This is a genomic window from Synechococcus sp. Cruz-7E5 (genome assembly GCF_024345995.1).
Classification (GTDB): Bacteria; Cyanobacteriota; Cyanobacteriia; order PCC-6307; family Cyanobiaceae; genus Regnicoccus_A.
This window is the reverse complement of sequence record NZ_JAGQCE010000020.1, coordinates 1-20,863: the sequence shown is the minus strand read 5'-3', so window position 1 is coordinate 20,863 and position 20,863 is coordinate 1. Positions and strand designations below refer to the sequence as shown.

Here is a 20,863-nt window from a genome sequence, read left to right as displayed (position 1 = left end):
GGAAAGGGGATACATCCCGGGGGAGGCCGGCCACGCTGCTGTCAGTGCTGTCGCTGCTGCTCTCGACGCTCACGCCACCCGAACCGGCTTAGCGACCGGATCCTAGGGACTTCGGCCCGGCTGGCTGACGCTCAGGAACCCGCCAGCTTGGCGCGGTAGCTGGCGGGCTCCAGCAGGTCGTCGAGCTGGGAGGGATCGCTGGGGCGGAGCAGCAGCAACCACCCTTCGCCGTAGGGGTCGTTCTGCAGTTCCTCGGGGCTGGAGATAACCGCCTCGTTGCGCAGCTCCACGGTGCCGCTGATCGGGGCGTAGATCTCCTCGACGGCCTTGACAGACTCCACCGTGCCGAAGCAATTGCCTCGCTCCAGCTGGCTGCCGATTTCGGGCAGCTCCACGAACACGATGTCGCCGAGCTGATCGACAGCGAAGGCACTCACCCCCACCCTCACCAGCTCCCCCTCCGGGCGCACGTACTCATGGCTGTCGGCGAAGCGGCAGTCGTCGGGGACCTGGAGGGCCATCGCGGACCGAAAGACGGTTTGAACCAGTGTGGCTCCCGGCGGACCGGCTTGCTCAGCCAATCCCACCGGAGCCGCCACCTGGCGCGGAGCCCGGAGCGGAGCTGGGAGCGGAGCCGGGGCCGAGCGCCGCCAGGGCCTTCTCCAGCGCCAGGGCCACGTGGCCGCGGTGGGTGCCCCCCTGGCTGAAAAGCACGTAGGGCTCGCGCAGGGGGCCATCGGCGGAGAACTCACTGGTGCTGCCGTCGATGAAGCTGCCGCCGGCCATCACCAGCTCACTGGCATAGCCGGGCATCGGCGCCGGCACCGGATCGAGATAGCTCCCCACCGGCGAGCACGACTGGAAGGCCCGACACACCCGGATCAGGGGCTCGGGGGCACCGAAGCGCACCGCCTGGATCACATCACTGCGATGCTCCCCCACCCGGGGCTGGACGGCATAGCCCAGATCGCTGAACACCGCGGCGGTGAGTTCGGCGCCGATCAACGCCTCAGACACCATCTGGGGCGCCAGGAACAACCCCTGGAACAGCAGGCGATAGAGATCGAAACCGGTGCCGCCCTCGCCGCCGATACCCGGTGCCGTCAGCCGGCAGCAAGCCTGCTCCACCAGATCGGCTCGGCCGGCCACGTAACCACCGGTGGGGGCGATGGTGCCGCCGGGATTCTTGATCAGCGAGCCAGCGATCAGGTCGGCTCCCACCGCCGGGGGCTCGAGGGGCTCGACGAATTCGCCGTAGCAGTTGTCGACGAAGCGGATACAGCCGGGCTGGAGGGCCGCCACCCGCTCGCAGAGGCCAGCGATCGCCTCCAGGCTCAGGGAGGGCCGCCAGCTGTAGCCGCAACTCCGTTGGATCAGCACCATCCGGGTGGGCTGCGCCAGGGCCGCAGCCAGGCCATCTGCATCCACGGCACCGGCGGCCGTGAGGGGCAGCTCCTCGTAGTGGATGCCGAACTCGGCCAGGGAGCCCTGGCCGCTGCCGCGCAGGCCGATCACTTCCTCGAGGGTGTCGTAGGGGCGGCCCGTGAGGGCGAGCAGGCGATCTCCGGGCCGCAGCACCCCGAACAGGGCCGCGGCGATGGCATGGGTGCCGCTCACGAACTGCAGGCGCACGGCGGCGGCCTCGGCCCCGAGGACCCGCGCAAAGACCCGATCGAGCACCTCGCGGCCCAGATCGCCGTGGCCGTAGCCGCTGACGGAGGCGAAATGATGGGTGCCGAGCCGCTCGGCCGCGAAGGCAGCCAGCACACGCTCCAGGGCCGGCTGAACGGCAGCGGTGCGGGCCGCTGCCAAGGGCGCGATCCGCTCAGCGGCGGCGGCCACCCGCTGCCGGGCCCAGCCGGCATGGGCACCAGCGCTCACTGCTGTTGTCGCCATGGCCTGAAACCGGCACGCATCGCCATGCTGCCTTGGGGCTTCCCCCACGCCGCTAGATTTCTGTTCGATGCATCGGCTACATAACAGCCGACATCCCAGGTCAAGGTCGCACCTCAGCCTGATGGGTTCCCTGCAACGGGATAGCCCGCCGCAGGGGAGATGAAGGACTCGAGCCTGCGCCACCATCGCGAGTGTTCATTTGGTTGCCGCTTCAGATCCAGCATCCGCTTTGCCCCAGGTCGGGCCTGCGGGCCAGGCCCTGCGTGGCCACGCCGCCGAACATCAGGACGCCGCCATCCGCGCTTCGGTGAGCGGCCGTCGTCAGCCCCTGCCGCCCAGCCAGCGCAAGTACAAGTTCGGCACCACCAGTTTCATGCTGGCGATTCACGTCGGTGCCGTTTTCGCCCTGTTGCCCCGCTTCTGGAGCTGGCAGGCCGTGGTGGTGCTGGCAGTCCTCTACTGGACCACGGTTCTGGGCGTGACGCTGGGGCTGCACCGCCTGCTGGCCCACCGCAGCTTCGTGGCGCCGAAATGGCTCGAGCGCACACTGGTGCTGATGGGCAGTCTGGCCTGCCAGAGCGGACCGATCGAGTGGGTGGGGCTGCACCGCCATCACCACAAATATTCCGACCAGCCCAACGACCACCACGACGCTGGCCGTGGCCTGTGGTGGAGCCACAGTGATTGGATGCTTCACGACATTCCGGCCGTGCGCCAGATGTCTCGCTTCACCGGTGATCTGCAGCGCGATCCCTTCTACCGCTGGCTCGACCGCTGGTTTCTGCTTTTGCAGGTGCCCCTCGGTGCTGCCCTCTGGTGGTATGGCGAGCGGGCCGGCGTTCCTGGTGGCGGACTGGGGCTGGTGCTCTGGGGCATTCCCCTGCGCCTGGCGATCGTCTATCACGTCACCTGGCTGGTCAACAGCGCCACCCACGCTTTCGGCTATCGCAACTTCGACAGTCCTGATCTTTCGCGTAACTGCTGGTGGGTTGCGATTCTCTCCTTCGGAGAGGGCTGGCACAACAACCACCATGCCCATCCAGCCAGTGCACGCCACGGTCTGCGCTGGTTCGAGTTCGACATGACCTGGCAGCACATCAAGGTGCTGCGCGCCCTGGGGCTGGCCAAACGAATCCGGGAGGCCCATCTGGGTCAGCCACTGCCATCGGCCACCAGCTCCTGACGGATGGCTGCTGCCAGATCCTCAAGGCCCGCCTGCTGCTGCAGGCGGGCTTTCTGGCGGAGGACATCCAGGAAGCGGTCGGCGCTGATCTCCTGCTCGGCCGCCACCCCCAGCCCCTCCAGGGTTCGGTGCAGGTCCATCAGCTCGGCGTCGAGCTCGCTGGCGCTGTAATCACGCTGGCCGCTCATCACCGCCGCGAAGCGCTCCCTGCGCTGGGCCTTGGCCACTGGATAGGCAGCCAGCACCTGGTCGCGGCAGAGCCGCCAGGGCCGCCCGGCGCAGAGCAGGTCCGCCAGAGCGAAGCTGAGGCCCGCGGCCTCCTCTTCGGCAATGCGCAGATCGAAGGCCCGCGGTGGAGGAACCAGGCCCACAAAAATTTCGAGCAGATCACCGGGCCCCAGCGGCACCCCGTTGTCACTGAGCAGGGGCCGCCCCCCCTGGCCCAGGGCCTCAATCAGATCGGGATGGCCGGCCAGGAGGCCAGCCTGAACCCCGCCGGGGGCGGCCATCCATTGATTGATGCGACCAAGGGCCAGGAACACCTCAGGGCCGGGGGAGGCGAGCTTGCGGTTGCGCAGCATCGAGACCTGGGAGTTGTGGATCCGGCCCAGATCCAGCACCTCGGCCAGGCCGGGCAGCACCCGGTGAGACCAGCCGTTGCGCTCATGCCAGGCCCTGATCAGATACGAAAAAGCTTCGCGTCCTGATTCGATTTCTGCCTGATATCCCACCTGATCTGGATTCGTACTGCTACCATTCTAAGGAACGATCAGGAGTCGCCCCCCGCATGACGGTCACCCCTCAACCCGCCACCCGCCCATCCGGCGTGGCACGCCTGGCACCGGCTGCCGCGGCACTGAAGCAGGCCCGCGCCCTGCACCGGCCCCGGCCCGGCCAACCAGCACCTGAGGCGCCCAAGGGCACCCGCTGGGCCACGATCGGCTTCATGGCCGTGGTCCACGTGCTGGCACTGGTGGCCCTGCTGCCCCAGTTCTGGAGCCTGCCGGCCGCGGTGAGCCTGCTGGTGCTCTATTGGGTCACCGGCTGTCTGGGGGTCACCCTGGGGTACCACCGTCTGCTGGCCCACCGGGCCCTGCGGGTGCCCCAGTGGCTGGAGCGATTCTTCGCCACCTGCGGCGCCCTCAGCTGCCAGCACGGTCCGATCGACTGGGCCGGCCTGCACCGCCACCACCACAAGTTCTCCGACACCGACGCCGACCACCACAACAGCCACAGGGGCTTCTGGTGGAGCCACATGGGCTGGATGTTCGAGGAGATTCCGGCCATGGCCGCCGTGCCCCGCCTGACCGGCGATCTGCAGCGCGATCCCTACTACCGCTGGCTGAACACCAACTTCCTGCTGCTGCAGATCCCGGTGGGCCTGCTGCTGTTCTGGATCGGCACGGCCACCGGCGCCGGCGGCTGGGCCCTGGTGCTTTGGGGCATCCCCCTGCGCCTGGTGGTGCTTTACCACTGCACATGGCTGGTGAACTCCGCCACCCATTGCTGGGGCAGCGTGACCCATCAGAGCGGCGACCAGTCGCGCAACAACCCCTGGGTGGCGGCGCTCACCTTCGGTGAGGGCTGGCACAACAACCACCATGCCTTCCCCCATTCGGCCCGCCACGGCTTCGGAGCCCGCCAGTTCGACCTCACCTGGCAGCACATCCGCCTGCTGCGAGCCCTGGGCCTGGCCACCCAGGTGCGTCTGCCCGCGGCCGCTGCCAGGCCATCGCAAGCTGTGATCTAGGATCGCTGATCGCCTCAGGATGCAGGCCGTCACGCCGACGGCTCCTGCCCGATCCCTCGTTCCCGCCGTTCTGTTTCCATGGCCAAGCGCGTCTCCGTCGTCCTCAGCGAGGACGTTTACAGCCTCGGTAAACAGGGTGACCTGGTGGAGGTGGCTCCCGGTTATGCCCGCAACTTCCTCCTGCCCCAGAGCAAGGCAGTTGCTGTCACGCCAGCCGTGCTGCGCCAGGTGGAGCACCGCCGCGCCAAGGAGGCCGAGCGCCAGGCAGCCCTGAAGCAGGAGGCTGAAGCCTTCCGCACGGCCTTGACCACCATCGGCCGCTTCACCGTCAAAAAACAGACCGGCGGCGACGACGTGCTCTTCGGAACCGTAACCAACGGCGATGTGGCCGAAGCGATCGAAGCAGCCACCAAAAAGGAACTCGACCGCCGCGACATCGCGGTACCCGAAATCCACCGCACCGGCTCCTACAAGGTGCAGGTCAAGCTCCATCCCGAGGTAACCGCCGAGATCAATCTGGAAGTGGTCAGCCACTGACAACGTTCCGGCTCGCACCTTCAGACCTTTCGACGTCGGTCCTTGTTGGGCCGGCGTTTTTCTTGGCGCCCGCACCCATCGCCGCTCTCCCAGCCTGGACCTAGCCTCAGCCCATGGTGAGTGTTCCCCTGCCGGCCCCTGATGGCGGTCCCGAGTGGGGGCCGGCTGGCGAGCGCAGCGACCAGGCAGCTGCCGCCGCCGCTCTGACACCAGCCTTTCGCCGCCGCGGCCGGGACCAGGACGAGGCTCGCTTCGAGGCCCTGCCCGATCAGGTGCCGCCCCAGAACCTGGAGGCGGAGGAGGCCGTGCTGGGCGGCATCCTGCTCGACCCCGACGCCCTCGGCCGCATCGCCGACGTGCTGCGGCCCGAAGCCTTCTACCTGAATGCCCACCGGGAGATCTACCGCACCGCCCTGATGCTGCACAGCCAGGGCAAACCCACCGATCTCACCGCCATGGCCGCCTGGCTGGCCGACACCGGTCAGCTGGACAAGGTGGGCGGCAGCAATCGGCTGGTGGAGCTGGTGGAGCGCACGCTCAGTACCGCCTCGATCGACCAGGTGGCCCGCCTGGTGATGGACAAATACCTGCGCCGGCAGCTGATCCGCTCAGGCAACGAGGTGATCAAGCTCGGCTTCGATCAGGCCAAGCCGATGGAGCAGGTGCTCGATGAGGCTGAGCAGCAGATCTTCGCGATCAGCCAGGAGAAACCTTCCGTAGGGCTCACCCCCACCGCCGAGATCCTCACCAGCACCTTCAACGAAATCGAGAGCCGGTCCCTCGGCACCTCGGTGGCGGGCATCCCGGTGAACTTCTACGACCTCGATGCCATCACCCAGGGACTGCAGCGCAGCGATCTGATCATCGTGGCGGGCCGGCCGGCGATGGGCAAAACCTCGATCGTGCTCAACATCGCCAAGAACGTGGCCCAGATCCACCAGCTGCCGGTCTGTGTGTTCTCCCTGGAGATGAGCAAGGAGCAGCTCACCTACCGGCTGCTGTCGATGGAGGTGGGCATCGAGAGCGGCCGGCTGCGCACCGGACGGCTGCAGCAGGAGGAATGGCCGTTGCTGGGCCAGGGCATCAACACCCTCGGCCAGCTGCCCCTGTTCATCGACGACAAGCCCAATGCCGGTGTGCTGGAGATGCGCTCCCTCTGCCGCCGGCTGATGGCGGAGCAGGGCAAGGAACTGGGTCTGATCGTGATCGACTACCTGCAGTTGATGGAGGGATCCACCCCCGACAACCGGGTGCAGGAGCTCTCTCGCATCACCCGCGGCCTCAAGGGCATGGCCCGGGAGCTGCACGTGCCGGTGATTGCCCTTTCCCAGCTCAGCCGCGGCGTGGAGAGCCGCACCAACAAGCGGCCGATGCTCAGCGATCTGCGCGAGTCGGGCTCGATCGAGCAGGACGCCGACCTGGTGCTGATGATCTACCGGGACGAGTACTACAACCCGGAAACGGCCGATCGCGGCATCACCGAAGTGATCGTCACCAAGCACCGCAACGGCCCTGTGGGCACCGTGAAGCTGCTGTTCGAGCCCCAGTTCACCCGCTTCCGCAACCTGGCGGCGCCCTGACCCTCACTCGCCCGCAGCCCCATCAACATGGGTCCAACGCCCCCGCATCCGATGAGCGAGCCCCCAGCCAGCCAGTCCAGCCTCCAAAGCGAAGGAGGAGCGGGCCCTCACGGGCCTTCGCCGGCCCTGATGGGCTGGGTGCTGGCCCTGCGCTGGCCCATCGCTGTGGTGGCCGCTGTGGGAATCGGGGCAGTCTCCCTGGGCAGGATCCTGCAGGAGCCGATCAAGATCGAACTGGTGATGAAGAGCCCGTTGCCGGTGTCAGGTCAGGTGGATCTGGGCTCGATTCAGTCGCCGTTGGTGGTCGAGGAGATCACGGCACCGATCCGGACCGCTCCGATCAAAACAATTCCGATCACCGCGAAGGTGACGGTGGCGGAGCCGATCGCTGTGGCCTCTCCTCTGGCCGTGAACGTGCCGGAGCTGGGCCGAGGCATCGGCGTCGCCGTCAGGGGTCCCGTCGAAGCAACAGTCAACACCCCGGTCACAGCAGAGGTCAGAGGCACGGTGAACGCCCAGGTGGCTGGTGATGTGGGGGCAACCGTGCGTGGCGACGTGGGAGCCACCGTGCAGGGGAAAGTGGAGGCCAACGTGATCAATCAGCTGGAGCACCGGCGCATCCGGATCGGCTTCTGAGCAGACATTCAGCCGTGGTTCAGCTGCGGCGCGGCCAAGCCGGACGCCAGCGCTCAAACAGAAGGCTGCGCGCACCAGGGTCCAGCGGCAGATAGCCAAAGTCTCCGGCGAACAGATCCAGATCCAAGCCTGGTCGAAGCTGTGATGCGCAGGCTGGTGAGGTGCAGGGTCTCTAGGCTGGGGGTTCATGCCGCCGATGGGACAACCAGTCCATGCCGATCGCTCAGATCGACACCGAAACAGTGATCCGTTCACTCGGTGATCACTCCTTCGTGTTCTACGGACTTGTTTTCTTCGGTATCATCCTGGCCCGCTACTTTCTGCTGGCCGGTGGATCCTGGTGGTGGCTGTATGCCCGCTCCCCCGCGACATCTTCCGGATCCACACAACGTCTGAAGCACAACGACTCCAATGGCATCGGCGCCGACATCAGCCTTTCGGTGCTCTCCGCCGCCGTGTTCGCTCTGGCCACCGTCACCGTGCTCGCGCTCCAGAGCCATGGGCTCACCCGCCTCTATGCCAGGCCTGACACCTACGGCTGGTGGTACCTCGCTTTTAGCTACGGCGCCGTGCTGATCCTTCAGGACGGGATCTACTACGCCACTCATCGTCTCATCCACCACCGCTGGCTCTACCCCTGGTGCCACCACGGTCACCACCGCACGCGCCAGCCCACCCCCTGGACCTCCTTCGCCTTCGATCCCCCTGAAGCCATCCTGCAGGCGCTGGTGCTGGTGCTCCTGGTGATGCTGGTGCCGCTGCACCTGATCACCCTGATGGCGGTGCTGAGCACCATGACGATCTGGGCGATCGTCAATCACCTCGGCCTTGACCGTCTGCCCAGCGGCTTCCCCCACCACTGGCTGGGCCGCTGGGTGATCGGACCTGCCCACCATTCGCTGCACCATCGCCACCCAGGTGTGCACTTCGGGCTCTACTTCACGCTCTGGGACCGGATCGGCGGCACCGAAGATTCCAGCTACGACGCCGCCATGGAGCCCTCCAACGATCTGAGCGCCATACATTGACCTGATGGCCCTCAGTGCAGCCCCCAGCGAAACATTCGAGCTGATCGTGGTCGGCGGCGGCCATGCCGGCTGCGAGGCGGCGCTCACCGCGGCGCGGCTGGGGATCTCCACGGCCCTGTTCAGCCTCAACATCGATCGCATCGCCTGGCAACCCTGCAACCCGGCGGTAGGTGGTCCGGCCAAGAGCCAGCTGGTGCATGAAGTGGATGCCCTCGGCGGGGTGATCGGCCGCCTCGCCGATGCCACCACCCTGCAGAAGCGTGTGCTCAACGCCAGCCGCGGCCCGGCCGTCTGGGCCCTGCGCGCCCAGACCGACAAGCGCCAGTACGCCCGCCAGATGCTGCAGCTGCTTCAGCACACGCCCAACCTGCAGCTGCGCGAGGCGATGGTCACGGGGCTGGAGGTGGAGCTGGAGGGAGACGACCCCAGCCAGCCAGGACATGGAGCGGTGGGCCGGATCACCGGCGTGCGCACCTATTTCGGAAGCGTCTATGCCGCGCCGGCCGTGATCCTCACTGCCGGCACCTTCCTGGGGGGCCAGATCTGGGTGGGCAACCAGTCGATGAGCGCCGGCCGAGCCGGCGAGCAGGCCGCTGAAGGGCTCACCGAAGCGCTGCAGGCCCTCGGCTTCCACACCGACCGCCTCAAGACCGGCACCCCAGCCCGGGTGGATCGCCGCAGCGTCCGCCTCGATCAGCTCGAAGAGCAGCCCAGCGACGCCGATGGCCGTTTCTTCTCCTTCGATCCTGCCGCCTGGGTGAGCAGTGAGCCGATGGCCTGCCATCTCACCCGCACCACCGCCGCCACCCACCAGCTCATCCGCGACAACCTCCACCTCACCCCCATCTACGGCGGCTTCATCGACAGCAAGGGCCCGCGTTACTGCCCCTCGATCGAAGACAAGATCGTCCGCTTCACAGACAAGGAGAGCCACCAGATCTTCCTGGAGCCAGAGGGGCGCGACACCCCTGAGCTCTATATCCAGGGCTTCTCCACCGGCCTGCCGGAGCGGCTGCAGCTGGAGCTGCTGCGCACCCTGCCCGGCCTGGAGCACTGCGTGATGCTGCGTCCGGCCTACGCAGTCGAGTACGACTACCTACCTGCCACCCAGTGCCTGCCCTCGCTGATGACCAAGCGGGTTCGCGGTCTGTTCAGCGCCGGCCAGCTCAATGGCACCACCGGCTACGAGGAGGCCGCCGCCCAGGGGCTGGTGGCCGGCCTCAACGCCGCCCGGCTGCTGCGGGGCCAGGAACCGGTGCATTTCCCCCGGGAAGGCAGCTACATCGGCACCCTGATCGATGACCTGGTCACCAAGGACCTGCGTGAGCCCTACCGGGTACTCACCAGCCGCAGTGAATACCGCCTGGTGCTGCGCGGTGACAATGCCGACCGACGCCTCACCCCGCTGGGCCGTGAGCTGGGCTTGATCGACGACCGCCGCTGGGGGTTGTTCGAGGCCAAGCAGACCGCCATCGCCGCCGAAAAGCAGCGCCTCGAGACAGTGCGGCTCAAGGTCAGTGACCCGGTGGCGCCTGAGGTGGAGGCTCGCTCGGGCGCGCCTATCAAGGGATCGATCACACTCGCTGATCTGCTGCGCCGTTCCGGCTTCCACAGCAATGATCTGGTGGAGCTGGGCCTGGCGGAGGCCAGCTTGCCGAATGGGGTGCGTGAGGGTGCGGAGATCGACCTCAAATACAGCGGCTACCTGGCCCGCCAGCAACAACAGATCGATCAGGTGCGCAAGCAGGACCAGAGGCCAATCCCGGGGGGAATCGATTACACCAACATCGCCACCCTCTCCAAGGAAGCCCGCGAGAAGCTCGCCGCCGTGCAACCGCTCAATCTCGGGCAGGCCTCCCGCATCCCTGGAGTGAGCCCGGCGGATACCACCGCCCTGCTGCTGTGGCTGGAGCTGCGCCGGCGCCGCGGGTCCCAGCAGGAACGATTGTCCGATCAGCAAACCGCCGGTACACTCACCGGACTTGACTCCTGAGCCCATCGGCCATGGGCGGTGATCCGCGTCCCATCTCCTCCTCCCGCGCGTTCTGGGAGCTGAAGGCCGAGCAGGTGATGGACCGCGTGTTTTCCTCCGGTCTGCCTACCCTGGGGATCCGCTCTGGGGAGCGGTTGACCCTGGAGGGCTACAGCCGCGACCCGCACCAGCCGGAGCCGAACCTGGCCATGGAGCCTGGCTGCGATCCCGCACCCATCGATGTGGTGGTGCACGACGCACCACCGCGCTTGCGGCAGGCAGCCAGGCCTGGAAGCCGATCCGTGGCAAGGGGCCGAAGCTCCACAGCCCCCTCTTCGGCAGCGGTACGGCCCCAGCAGCAACGGCCAATGCTGATAGCGATGGCGCTCCTGTCGGTGCTGGGGGCCGGCAGCACCCTGCTGGTGTGGCGGGGCTGGACCCAGGCGAGCATCGCCCTTCAACAGGAGCGCACCCTGCAACTGCTGGAGCGGTTGCGCTCGGTGGGCCCCCTGGGGGCTGCCGAGCCTGGAACCACGGCCGCCGCCACCTCCCAGCCTCCAGGCGAAGCTGTCGATGGCGCCATCAACGGCCTGCCGCCGCCGCCGCCGGAGGAAGCCTGGGTGCAGGAACTGGAGCCGCTGGAGAGCACCTCCCGTGCCTCATCCGCAGCCCCGCTGCGGGTTCCAGTCAGTGGCACGATCACGCGGAGGGCTCCACCAGCCCCCGCCATGCCGACAGCTGGAGCAGCCAGCGGTTCCGGTCCGTCAGATGATGGCGGCGGTGCTGGAGCGGAGAGTGGCTCCCCCGAGCTGGTGGGGGTCGTACAGGTACCTGGCCAGAGTGGCTCCGCCATCTTCCAGATGGGCGGCAGCTCAACCAGCGCAGCAGTGGGGGAGGCGATCGGCTCCACCGGTTGGCGCCTGCGCTCGGCCAACGGCAACTCCGTGGTGATTGAGCGCAACGGCCAGCAGCAACGGGTGAGCATCAGCGGAGGCTTCTGAGGGTCAGGCTCCCGGCTAGCCCCACGTAGTAGGTAAGGCTCCTGGATCGTCTTCCCGTTGCCCTCTCGGACCTCCTTAGCCTGAATAACCGAGCTGAGCCTGATGGCTGACTCCCTGCTCACCAGGCCATCGGTCTCCCCGACACCGCTCTGGGAAGCCCCGATCAGCGAGGTGCTCAACGCCCGGGCCGGAGCCCAGCTCAGCGGCGCCTGGAAACTGCTGCTCCTGGGCGACGGCAGTCCCACCCGCCACCTGCACCTGCTCACCGGCAGGCCGGTCACGATCGATCTGATCGCCATGGGGCCAGAGCAGGAGCTCCGGCGCCCAGGACCAGGCCCTGATACCGCCCAGACTCGGCCCGCCGAGGTGGCGGAGCTGGTCCCACCCCTGCTGCTGCGGCAGGTGTGGCTGCGCTGCAACGGCCAGGCCCTGGCCTGGGCCGAGAGCTGGTGGAATCAGGCGGAGGCCGAAGAGTCTCTGCGCGACCGGCAGCAGCCCATCTGGTTGAGCCTAACCAGTGAGCGGGCCGAACTGTTTCGGGAAGTGGACGGACTGGCCCAGGTGAACGCCGACTGGTTGGAGCGGGGATTCGCCGCCAAGGGTCCCTTCTGGAGCCGCCACTACCGCTTTTTCAGGCAGGGACGGGAACTCACGGTGATCCGGGAAGTGTTCTCACCAGCACTGGAGCGCTGGCTCGGCCCCAGCCAGCCCGATGCAGATCTCCATAAAGTTTTATGAAATCGTCGCAACCTGTGGCGGTTTCCACTTGACAACTTGCGCTTTCGGGCAATCTGAACAGGATGGCGGCATCGGTTTCACCTCTTCAACGATGACGACCACCATGCCTGGGACCACAGGCGGGCACGGCCCCGACGAATCCGGGGATCGCTGGATCTCCCTCACTGACCTGGGGCGCTCCCTCGGCCTTTCAGCCGTGAGCTGCGGCCGCCAGCTGATTCAGGCCGGGCTGCGCCAGCTTGATGGCCGCCCCACCGAGCGGGCACTGCAACTGGGTCTGGCGCGGGCCAGTGGCCAGGGCCTGCAAAGGGGTCGTGCCACCCTCTGGCAGCAGAGCGGCTGCGCTGCCGTCCTTGAGGGTGACTCTCAACGGCAGGTCGTTCAGCCCACCCTGGTGGAGCAGTGGGCGGAACTGCTCTGGGCCCTGAAGCAGGGCTCCCCCTCAATCATCACCTCCGCCGAGCAGATGGCGGAAGATCTTCCCCATGAGCTGGTGGGGGCCGTGAACCGTCAGCTGCAGGACAAAGGCTGGGACTTCCAGGTGAGAAACCATCCCTCCAGGCCCCAGCAGACCGCCCAGCACCACAGCCAGATGGCACCTGGCCGCAGCAGGGTGCGCCATAGCCACTGAGCGTTGAGCGTCCTGCTCCGGGGCGCTCAGCCCAGGCGCAGGGCTTCGGCCTGTTTGCGGCTGTTCTCCAGCAGCTCGTTGAGCTGGGCCTCATCAGTGTGGCTGAGGCTGGTGCGCAGCAACTTGGCGTGGGGCGCGAAGCTGCGCAGGCGCTCAACCACGCGATCAGGTGTGGCATCGCGCACCAGCAGGCAGAGAGCGGCACTGCCCTTGGGCAAGGTTTCACCGAGCTCCCGCAGGAAGCCGTCGTTGATGCCCAGATCGCTGAGCGCCCCTGAAGCCGCACCCATGCCGGCGCCGACTGCGGCACCGAGCAGGGGATTGAGGAACAGCAGCCCCACCAACGACCCCCAGAAACCACCGCCCAGGGCGCCAGCGGCGGTGAGGTTGACAGCCTGACGCAGTTGCACCTGGCCATCGGCATCACGCTCCACCACCACGGCGTCTTCGAGGGAGATCAGATGTTCCTGCTGGATGGCAACCAGCTCCTTGCGCACGGCTTCTGCCTCATCAACCTTGGGAAAACCCACCACGATCAGGTTGCTCATGGACGCTGGGGAATGTCGGGACTGGGGCTCAGGCTAGGGCTTCATTCACGCCGGGGCCGCCGGCTGGAGCGAGGCAGAGGACGGGCTCCAGGGGGGATCTCCCCGCTGGTCTGCGGCTGCGGTGGCGGCTCGAGCTGCACTGGCGGCAACTGAACGGAGGACTGACCCCGGGACGGAGGCAGCAGGGGTGCAGTGCGGCGGGAGATGGCCTCCAGGGGACGGCGGGTTCCTTCCACAGGCGCCGAAGCCCGGGCCGGCGGCTGGGGTTGCGGTTGCGATGGCGATGTCGGTTGACGCTCGCTCTGGAGTTGCCAGGGCGCCACGTCTGAGTTCAGCGGTGGCCTCCTGCGTTCCGGGATCTCAGCCCGCTCCTGCCAGGGCTCCGGCCAATCGTCGTCGCCTTCAAGGAACCAGTCGATGCGGTTCTCCACCCAGCGGCCCAGACCCTCCAGGCCCGGGCGGCCACCGGCTCGACGCTCGGCTCCACGGACCTGGGGACGCGAGCCTGGGCGAGCCCCTGCCACTCCATCGACCAGTTGCCGGCCCGCCGACATCCATTGATCCAGAGAACCGCCGCTGCGGCGGCGTCCCCGGCGGGGAGGATCACCCGAACCGTTCATGGCCCTCGCGTGTGCCATCGCAATCGATGTAATCCGACCTTAACGGCCACTCAACGGCCGACGATCGGCCGCGCACACGAATCAGACAGCCCCAGGCGGTGGGCCCGCATCCAGCGCTCTCGCCCCAGGCCCAGCAGGGCGATCGAGAGTCCCCCTCCCTGCAGCACCCAAAGAAACAGATCCAAGGGCCCCAGCCGGTTGCCGGAACCCTAGGTCGCACGCGCTTCGAACACCAGGGCACAGCTGGCATCCCAGCGGCCGCCATGCAGCCGCTCGCAGCAGAGCCGGCAGGCCAGGCCCCGCACCCGGCGACGGTAGGCCGCACTGACACCGCAGCAGGGGCAACGGGCGATCCAGGGGGCGGATGCCAGCGGCAGCGGGTAGTGGTGGCGCAGGCTCACCCTGAACTCCCCCTGGGCGGCGTTGATCCGGGCCATGGCCGCGCGGAAGTGGGGACCATGCACCTCAGACGCCTGCAAGACCCGGTCGATCCAGGCGTGGATCATCTCGTGGCAGAGGGTGCCCAGGGTGGCGCTGGCGGGCAGGGGCGCCAGCACCGGCCGGGAGAGCACGATCTCGCACAGGCTGGAGCCATCACGTCGGCGGCCGCGGCGGTAGAGACCGGCGGTGCGGCTCATGCGCCCGTCGCTCCAGCGCAGATCCAGCAGGGCGCGGCCTCCAGGAGCCAGGGCGCCGCCGAAGTGTTCCCGGTCGAGGCGATGGAACAGGGGCAGCAGGGGCGCCAGGGGCATGCCGCAGACGGGTGGCTCAACCGTGCGCCCAGTGTGCAGGGTTCGCCACCGAGGTGGCGGGGCCGTCGGTCAGACTCTCCAACCTGAACGTGCGCATGCAGACGATGGACTGGGGTCTGGCCCAAACGATCGGCACCAAGGCCCTGCTGGCCGGAGCGACCGCCCTGCTCCTCTACTGGACCTACACCGCGGTGCGCCTGGTGATCAGCGCCCGCGGCATCAACCCCCTGCTCAAGCAGTTCTTCACCCAGGTGGCCTCGGGCCAGATCGACGGCGCCTATCTGCTCACCACCAAGAACTACCGCTCGCACGTGAACCGGCAGCAGTTCATCCGCTTCCTGGCGGGCCTGCAGCTCAACAAGTATCGCAACCTCAAATCGGGCCGGCCCCGGCTGCAGGAGGGCCAGATCATCCTCACCGTGAAGCTCAAATCCGAAGCCAAGGATGAACTGCCCCTGGATTTCACCTTCGTGAAGGTGGAAGAAAACTGGCGGGTGGAGCGGATCCAGAAACTGGCTGCGGCCTGAGACCGGGGCGCCGGCCTGCCATGCCGCCCACCGCCGCCGAGTCGAGCCGGGCCGAGGAGCTCCGTCGGATGCTCAACCGTGCCGCTCACGCCTACTACGTGCTCGACGCCCCGGAGCTGGAGGATCCGGTCTACGACCGGCTCTACCGGGAGCTGCTCGATCTCGAGGTGGCCCATCCGGAGCTGGCCAGTCCCGACAGCCCCACCCAGAGGGTGGGTGGCGCGCCAGCCGACGGCTTCCGCAGCGTTGAACACCGAATCCCGCTGCTCAGCCTCGACAACGCCTTCTCCAGCCAAGAGCTCGAAGCCTGGTTTGCCCGGCTGCTGAAGGTCCTGGACCGTACCCCGGAGGCCGGCGAGCCCCTGCCGCGCCTGCCGATGGTTGGGGAGCTGAAGATCGACGGCAACGCCCTGGCGCTCAGCTATGAGCAGGGGGTGCTGGTGCGGGCCGCCACCCGCGGCGACGGTGAGCGCGGCGAGGAGATCACCGCCAACGTGCGCACGATCCAGGCCGTGCCGCTGCGGCTGCAGCTGGAGCGGCCGCCGGCATGGGTGGAAGTGCGCGGCGAGGCCTTCATCCCCGACGGCACCTTCGCGGCGATCAATGCCGAACGGGAGGCCCGCGGTGAACCCCTGTTCGCCAACCCTCGCAATGCCTGCGCCGGCACCCTGCGCCAGCTCGATCCGGGCGTGGTGGCCAGCCGGCGGCTCGATTTCTTCGCCTACACGCTCCACCTGCCGGACGACTGGAGTCCGGTCGGGGCCGATCCAGCGCGGCCCCGCAGTCAGTGGGAATCGCTGGCCTGGCTGGCCGCCGCCGGCTTCCGGGTGAATCCCAATGCCGACCTCTGCCCCGATCTGGCGGCTGTGGAGGCCTTCTTCAGCGTCTGGGAGACGCGGCGGGCGCAGCTCCCCTATGCCACCGACGGGGTGGTGGTGAAGCTCGACGACCTGCGCCTGCAGGCCGATGCCGGCTTCACCCAGAAGGCACCGCGCTGGGCGATCGCGCTCAAGTACGCCGCCGAGGAGGCGCCAAGCAAGCTGCTGCGCCTGGTGGCCCAGGTGGGGCGAACCGGGGTGGTGACACCGGTGGCCGAATTCGAGCCGGTGCCCCTGGCCGGCACCACGGTGAGCCGCGCCACGCTGCACAACGCCGACCGGCTCGAGGAGCTCGATCTCCATGCCGGCGACACGGTGGTGGTCCGCAAGGCCGGCGAGATCATCCCGGAGGTGGTGAAGGTGCTGAGCGAACTGCGGCCGCCGGGAGCCGCGCCGCTGCAGCTACCCCACACCTGCCCTGAATGCGGTTCAACGCTGGTGCGGGAGGTGGGTGAGGCCGCCACCCGCTGCGTGAACAGCAGCTGCCCGGCGATCCTGCGCGGCTCGCTGCGCCACTGGGTGAGCAAGGGGGCCCTGGATGTGGACGGCCTCGGCGGCAAACTGATTGAACAGCTGGTGGACCGGGGCCTGGTGGCCTCGATCGCCGATCTCTACCGCCTCGATGCGGCCCTGCTCGCCAGCCTGGAGCGGATGGGGGAGAAGTCGGCGGCGAATCTGGTGGCGGCCCTGGAGGCCTCGAAGCAGCAGGCCTGGCATCGCCAGCTCTACGGCCTCGGCATCCACCATGTGGGGGCGGTGAACGCCAAGCTGCTGGCGCGGGTGTTCCCATCGGCCGACGACCTGCGCGTCGCCGCGGCGGAGAAGCCGGAGGCGATCACGGCGGTGTTCGGCATCGGCGGGGAGATCGCTGAATCCCTGCGCCAGTGGTTCGCCACCCCCTCCAACCAGGGGTTGCTGGACCAGCTCAAGCAGCTGGGCTTCTCCATGGCCGCCGGCGAAGGGGAGCTGGCGGCCAGTGCGAACGGCGGCGTGGAGGCCACGGGCGTCGATGGTCGCTCAGCGCTCACCGGCCACACCTTCGTGCTCACGGGAACCCTTCCAAGCCTCAGCCGCAGCCAGGCCCAGGCGCTGATCGAAGCGGCCGGCGGCAAGGTGACCGGATCCGTGAGCAAGAAGACGAGCTACCTCGTGGCCGGTGAGGAAGCCGGCAGCAAGCTGGCAAAGGCCGAAAGCCTGGGGGTGCCGGTGCTGGATGAAGCGGGGTTACTGGGGCTTCTGGGCGCTTAGGCGTCGGGATCGAGATGGTTGGCCAGCCAGGCCACCGGCAGCATCGCCACCATCGCCAGGGAGCACATCAGCAGCTCCGGGCCGCCGATCGGCGCAGTGCTGAACAGCGCATTCATCGGCCCCCACTGGCTGAACACCACCTGCAACAACACCGCCAGGCCCACGCCCAGCAGCAGCTGGGGCGCTAGGGCTATGTGGGTGGAGGGATCCCACAGCCGCAGCGCCAGGCTGCGGCCCAGCTGGCTAATGCTGAGCAAGTAGATGATCCGGGCTGCAACGAGGGCCTGAATCGCCGCCGTGCGGGCCAACTCGAGGCTGCCGCCGCCGATCCGAACCCACTCGAACACCCCGAAGATCAGCACCCAGTTGAAGGCGGACACCACCAGGATGCGCCGAAGGAGCCGGGGCGTGATCAGCGGTTCTTTGGGATCCCGCGGCAGCTGGGTCATCGTGTCGGGCGCCTTGGGCTCGAACGACAACGGCACCGTCATCGTGATCGAGTTGATCATGTTGAGCCAGAGCACCTGCAGGGCCAGGATCGGCATATCTCTTGCCAGCAGGGCGCTGATCAGGATCGTCATCGACTCACCACCGTTCACTGCCAGCAGGAAGGCGATCGCCTTGCGCAGGTTGCGGTACACCGTGCGCCCCTCCTCCACCGCCGCCTCGATCGAGGCAAAGTTGTCGTCGGTGAGCAACATGTCGGAGGCCTCGCGGGCCACCTCGGTTCCGCCCTTGCCCATGGCGATGCCGATGTCGGCCTGGCGCAGGGCCGGAGCGTCGTTGACGCCATCGCCGGTCATCGCCACCACGTTGCCGCCGGCCTGCAGCGCCTCCACCAACTTCAACTTCTGGGCCGGCGCCACCCGGGCAAACACCTTGCCATCACTGGCCGCCAGGGCAAAGGCGACATCATCCATGGCCTCCAGTTCCCTGCCGGTGTAGGCCCGCAGTTCCTGGGCGCCGGCGGAGCCGATACCCATGCGGGCGGCGATGGCGGCGGCGGTGGCGGCGTGATCGCCGGTGATCATGCGCACCGAGATGCCGGCCCGCTGGCAGGCCTCCACGGCACGGATCGCCTCCGGCCGTGGCGGATCGAGCATGCCCTGGAGCCCCAGGAACACCAGCTCGCCGTCGAGATCGGCATGGTCGAGGTCGTGGCGGTGATGGGGCAACACCCGCGATGCAAAGGCGATCAGCCGCAGCCCCTCCCCGGCCAGGCCATCCACCCGGCGATGGATGGCCTCGGCATCGAGGGGCACCACTGCGCCATCGGCGGCGAGCATGCCGCGGCAGCGTGGCAGCAGCGCCTCCACCGATCCCTTCACCTGCATCAACCGCTCCTCGCCGTCGTGGAGGCTGGCCATGTACTGGTATTCGGAGGCGAAGGGAATTGCATCAAGCCTCGGGAAGCCCGACTCCAACCCAGCCCGGGTGAGACCACCCTTCTCGGCGGCCGCCAGCAGGGCCGCCTCGGTGGGGTCTCCCTCGATGGTCCAGGCGCCGTGCTGCTGCCTGAGGCGGGAGTCGTTGCAGAGCACACCGCAGCGCAGCACCTGCTCCAGCGCCGGCGGCAGGGGATCCACCACGGCGCCGGCGCCATCGAGGAGATCGCCGTGGGGGCTGTAGCCGGTGCCGCTCACCTGGTAGCTCACGCCACCAGCCACCACCACCTGCACCGTCATCTGGTTTTCGGTGAGGGTGCCGGTCTTGTCGGAGCACACCACCGTGGCGCTGCCCAGGGCCTCCACGGCCGGCAGCTTGCGGATGATCGCGTGGCGGGCGGCCATGCGGTTCACGCCGATGGCCAGGGTGATCGTGACCACCGCCGGCAGGCCCTCCGGGATGGCGCTCACCGCCAGGGCCACGGCCGCCTCGAACACCTCGGCGAAGGGCTGGCCGCGGCCCAGGCCGATGGCCAGGGTGAGGGCCGCCACCGCCAGGATGAAATACAGCAGCACCCTGCTGAAGCTGGCGAAGCGGCGGGTGAGCGGGGTGCTCAGCGTCACCCGCTTCTGCAGCGAGCGGGAGATCTCCCCCATCTCGCTGGCCTCACCGGTGGCCACCACCACACCCCGGCCCTGCCCGAAGGTCACGAAGCTGCCGGCATAGGCCATGCACAGCCGATCGGCCAGGGGGGTGTCGGCCGGCATGGGGGCGGGGTCCTTGGCCACCGGCAGGGATTCGCCGGTGAGCCCCGACTCGTCGATCTGCAGGTCGCGCAACGCCAGCAGGCGCAGATCGGCCGGCACCTTGTCACCGGCCGCAAGCAGCACCACATCCCCGGGCACCAGCTCCCGGGAGGGGATGGTCAGGGTCTGGCCATCGCGCAGCACGGTGGTGTCGGTGCTCACCGAGCGGGCCAGGGCGGCGATCGCCCCTTCGGCGCGGGCTTCCTGCACATAACCGATCACGGCATTGATCACCGCCACCGCCCAGATCACCAGGGCGTTGGTCCAGGCGGCCAGCAGGGCCTTGACCAGGCCCGCTGCCAGCAGGATGTAAATCAGGGGCTGGTGAAACTGCAGCAGCAGCTTCAGAAAGGCCGGCTGGCCGGCCACCTCCGGCAGTTCGTTCCAGCCGTGGCGCTCGTGGCGGTGGGCCACCTCGGCGGCACCGAGGCCGCCATCAGGGTTGCTGCCCCACTGGCTCAGCACCGCCTCGGCAGCCTGGGAATGGGGCTGCTCGCAAGCCTCCAGAGTGGTGCGCGGCGCAGCGGGGGTGGCAGGCGGCATGGCCCTCCGTGGGATGGGACAGCGATAGCCGCAACCTAGACAGATCGCTCCGGGCCCACCGCCGCCAGCAGAGCCGCCAGGGTGGACGTATCGGCCGCGGTGAGCGGCACCTCAGGGGACCCACCATGGACATCCCGGGCTCCAGATCACCAGGCCAGACTCCCCGTTGGATCAAGACCGAGTGCGGCCGGGCCAAGTACGCCGAACAGGCCGGCCGCAGCGGTGGCAAAGCACCTCTGAGGCCGGCCTGTTTCGTACTGATCGCCGCCCTCCGCGACTGGAATCAGCCGGAGACCACAGCACTCAAGAGCTGATCAGTCCGCTCCTGCGCAACGGTTTGAGAACGTTGATCCGCAGTCCGGCAGAGCACTCCTCCAGCGTCCCGCGAGCGGGTGAGAATCTGAGAGGTTGTTCCCCTGACCAGGCCGCTGATCGTGGCGATCTCCTTCTGACTCAGAGCTGGAGTCAGCCCCTAAGAGTTTGCTGAAAAACCCGCCCACCCTGCGAAAATGGGGCAACCGCACAGCCGTGATGCGAGGTCAGCAGGAGCGCAGCGGCTCACTGTTCTCCTACGTCTCGATCGAGGAGCGGATCCCGGCCAGT

21 protein-coding genes are annotated in these 20,863 nt (G+C 68.0%); 13 read left to right on the top strand and 8 right to left on the bottom strand.

The genetic code is table 11. The features are described 5' to 3' along the window. Positions 1-131 precede the first annotated feature (131 nt). Together gcvH and KBY77_RS15380 are read right to left on the bottom strand one after the other, a co-directional pair. A complete protein-coding gene (gene gcvH / locus KBY77_RS15385) occupies positions 132-521 on the bottom strand; it encodes a glycine cleavage system protein GcvH (RefSeq protein WP_255106376.1) in 390 nt (129 codons plus the stop codon). 52 nt (positions 522-573) lie between these two features. Beyond that, on the bottom strand, positions 574-1,896 hold the full coding sequence (locus KBY77_RS15380; protein ID WP_255106374.1) for a methionine gamma-lyase family protein: 1,323 nt from the start codon (positions 1,894-1,896) through the stop codon (positions 574-576). A gap of 259 nt (positions 1,897-2,155) precedes the next feature. Between KBY77_RS15380 and KBY77_RS15375 the strand changes: the two genes are divergently transcribed. After that, the gene (locus KBY77_RS15375) at positions 2,156-3,079 is read left to right on the top strand and encodes an acyl-CoA desaturase (protein ID WP_399213055.1); all 924 of its coding nucleotides are present in this window, start codon (positions 2,156-2,158) and stop codon (positions 3,077-3,079) included. Here the strand turns inward: KBY77_RS15375 and KBY77_RS15370 are convergent. Further along, positions 3,049-3,810: a hypothetical protein gene (locus KBY77_RS15370; RefSeq protein WP_255106368.1), complete on the bottom strand. Its 762-nt coding sequence runs from the start codon at positions 3,808-3,810 to the stop codon at positions 3,049-3,051. The genes KBY77_RS15375 and KBY77_RS15370 overlap by 31 nt on opposite strands. A 56-nt stretch (positions 3,811-3,866) precedes the next feature. Between KBY77_RS15370 and KBY77_RS15365 the strand changes: the two genes are divergently transcribed. From KBY77_RS15365 to KBY77_RS15325, 9 genes are all read left to right on the top strand, one after another. Then, positions 3,867-4,829, top strand: coding sequence for a fatty acid desaturase (locus KBY77_RS15365; RefSeq protein WP_255106365.1), 963 nt, complete (start codon positions 3,867-3,869; stop codon positions 4,827-4,829). A gap of 78 nt (positions 4,830-4,907) precedes the next feature. Continuing rightward, positions 4,908-5,366: a 50S ribosomal protein L9 gene (rplI, locus tag KBY77_RS15360; protein WP_094556144.1), complete on the top strand. Its 459-nt coding sequence runs from the start codon at positions 4,908-4,910 to the stop codon at positions 5,364-5,366. 113 nt (positions 5,367-5,479) lie between these two features. After that, positions 5,480-6,946, top strand: a complete 1,467-nt coding sequence (gene dnaB / locus KBY77_RS15355) for a replicative DNA helicase (protein ID WP_255106362.1) — start codon at positions 5,480-5,482, stop codon at positions 6,944-6,946. 51 nt (positions 6,947-6,997) lie between these two features. Then, entirely contained in the window at positions 6,998-7,582 is a 585-nt protein-coding gene (locus tag KBY77_RS15350; protein WP_255106359.1) for a hypothetical protein, read from the top strand. 212 nt (positions 7,583-7,794) lie between these two features. Then, positions 7,795-8,610, top strand: a complete 816-nt coding sequence (locus KBY77_RS15345; RefSeq protein ID WP_255106350.1) for a sterol desaturase family protein — start codon at positions 7,795-7,797, stop codon at positions 8,608-8,610. A 4-nt stretch (positions 8,611-8,614) separates the two neighbouring features. Further along, positions 8,615-10,603: a tRNA uridine-5-carboxymethylaminomethyl(34) synthesis enzyme MnmG gene (gene mnmG / locus KBY77_RS15340; RefSeq protein WP_255106325.1), complete on the top strand. Its 1,989-nt coding sequence runs from the start codon at positions 8,615-8,617 to the stop codon at positions 10,601-10,603. 11 nt (positions 10,604-10,614) lie between these two features. Then, positions 10,615-11,583 carry a hypothetical protein gene (locus tag KBY77_RS15335; RefSeq protein ID WP_255106323.1) on the top strand — a complete coding sequence of 323 codons (969 nt, stop codon included), beginning with the start codon at positions 10,615-10,617 and terminating at the stop codon, positions 11,581-11,583. Between the two features lie 102 nt (positions 11,584-11,685). Further along, positions 11,686-12,321 (top strand): chorismate lyase, encoded by a 636-nt coding sequence (locus KBY77_RS15330; protein ID WP_255106320.1) that lies wholly within the window; start codon positions 11,686-11,688, stop codon positions 12,319-12,321. 91 nt (positions 12,322-12,412) lie between these two features. Further along, complete coding sequence (locus KBY77_RS15325) at positions 12,413-12,952, top strand: hypothetical protein (protein ID WP_255106317.1); 540 nt, start codon at positions 12,413-12,415, stop codon at positions 12,950-12,952. Between the two features lie 26 nt (positions 12,953-12,978). Here KBY77_RS15325 and KBY77_RS15320 read toward each other — a convergent pair whose 3' ends face one another. Genes KBY77_RS15320 through KBY77_RS15305 form a run of 4 tightly spaced genes read right to left on the bottom strand, consistent with a single transcriptional unit; the run spans position 12,979 to position 14,872 of the window. Then, positions 12,979-13,500: a DUF1269 domain-containing protein gene (locus KBY77_RS15320; RefSeq protein WP_255106314.1), complete on the bottom strand. Its 522-nt coding sequence runs from the start codon at positions 13,498-13,500 to the stop codon at positions 12,979-12,981. 41 nt (positions 13,501-13,541) lie between these two features. Continuing rightward, complete coding sequence (locus tag KBY77_RS15315; RefSeq protein WP_255106312.1) at positions 13,542-14,120, bottom strand: hypothetical protein; 579 nt, start codon at positions 14,118-14,120, stop codon at positions 13,542-13,544. Between the two features lie 50 nt (positions 14,121-14,170). Beyond that, complete coding sequence (locus KBY77_RS15310) at positions 14,171-14,305, bottom strand: hypothetical protein (protein ID WP_255106310.1); 135 nt, start codon at positions 14,303-14,305, stop codon at positions 14,171-14,173. A 24-nt stretch (positions 14,306-14,329) separates the two neighbouring features. Continuing rightward, positions 14,330-14,872, bottom strand: a complete 543-nt coding sequence (locus KBY77_RS15305; protein WP_255106308.1) for a SprT family zinc-dependent metalloprotease — start codon at positions 14,870-14,872, stop codon at positions 14,330-14,332. Between the two features lie 104 nt (positions 14,873-14,976). Between KBY77_RS15305 and KBY77_RS15300 the strand changes: the two genes are divergently transcribed. Both KBY77_RS15300 and ligA read left to right on the top strand, forming a co-directional pair. Further along, positions 14,977-15,399 (top strand): hypothetical protein, encoded by a 423-nt coding sequence (locus KBY77_RS15300; RefSeq protein WP_094556178.1) that lies wholly within the window; start codon positions 14,977-14,979, stop codon positions 15,397-15,399. Between the two features lie 20 nt (positions 15,400-15,419). Continuing rightward, a complete protein-coding gene (gene ligA, locus KBY77_RS15295) occupies positions 15,420-17,525 on the top strand; it encodes an NAD-dependent DNA ligase LigA (RefSeq protein WP_255106306.1) in 2,106 nt (701 codons plus the stop codon). Here ligA and KBY77_RS15290 read toward each other — a convergent pair. Next, entirely contained in the window at positions 17,522-20,260 is a 2,739-nt protein-coding gene (locus tag KBY77_RS15290) for an HAD-IC family P-type ATPase (protein WP_255106304.1), read from the bottom strand. The two genes, ligA and KBY77_RS15290, sit on opposite strands and share 4 nt — an antisense overlap. Positions 20,261-20,268: 8 nt before the next feature. On the opposite strand from KBY77_RS15290, the gene KBY77_RS16840 reads away from it, so the two are divergent. Next, on the top strand, positions 20,269-20,574 hold the full coding sequence (locus KBY77_RS16840; RefSeq protein WP_399213038.1) for a hypothetical protein: 306 nt from the start codon (positions 20,269-20,271) through the stop codon (positions 20,572-20,574). The last annotated feature ends 289 nt before the right edge of the window (positions 20,575-20,863 follow it).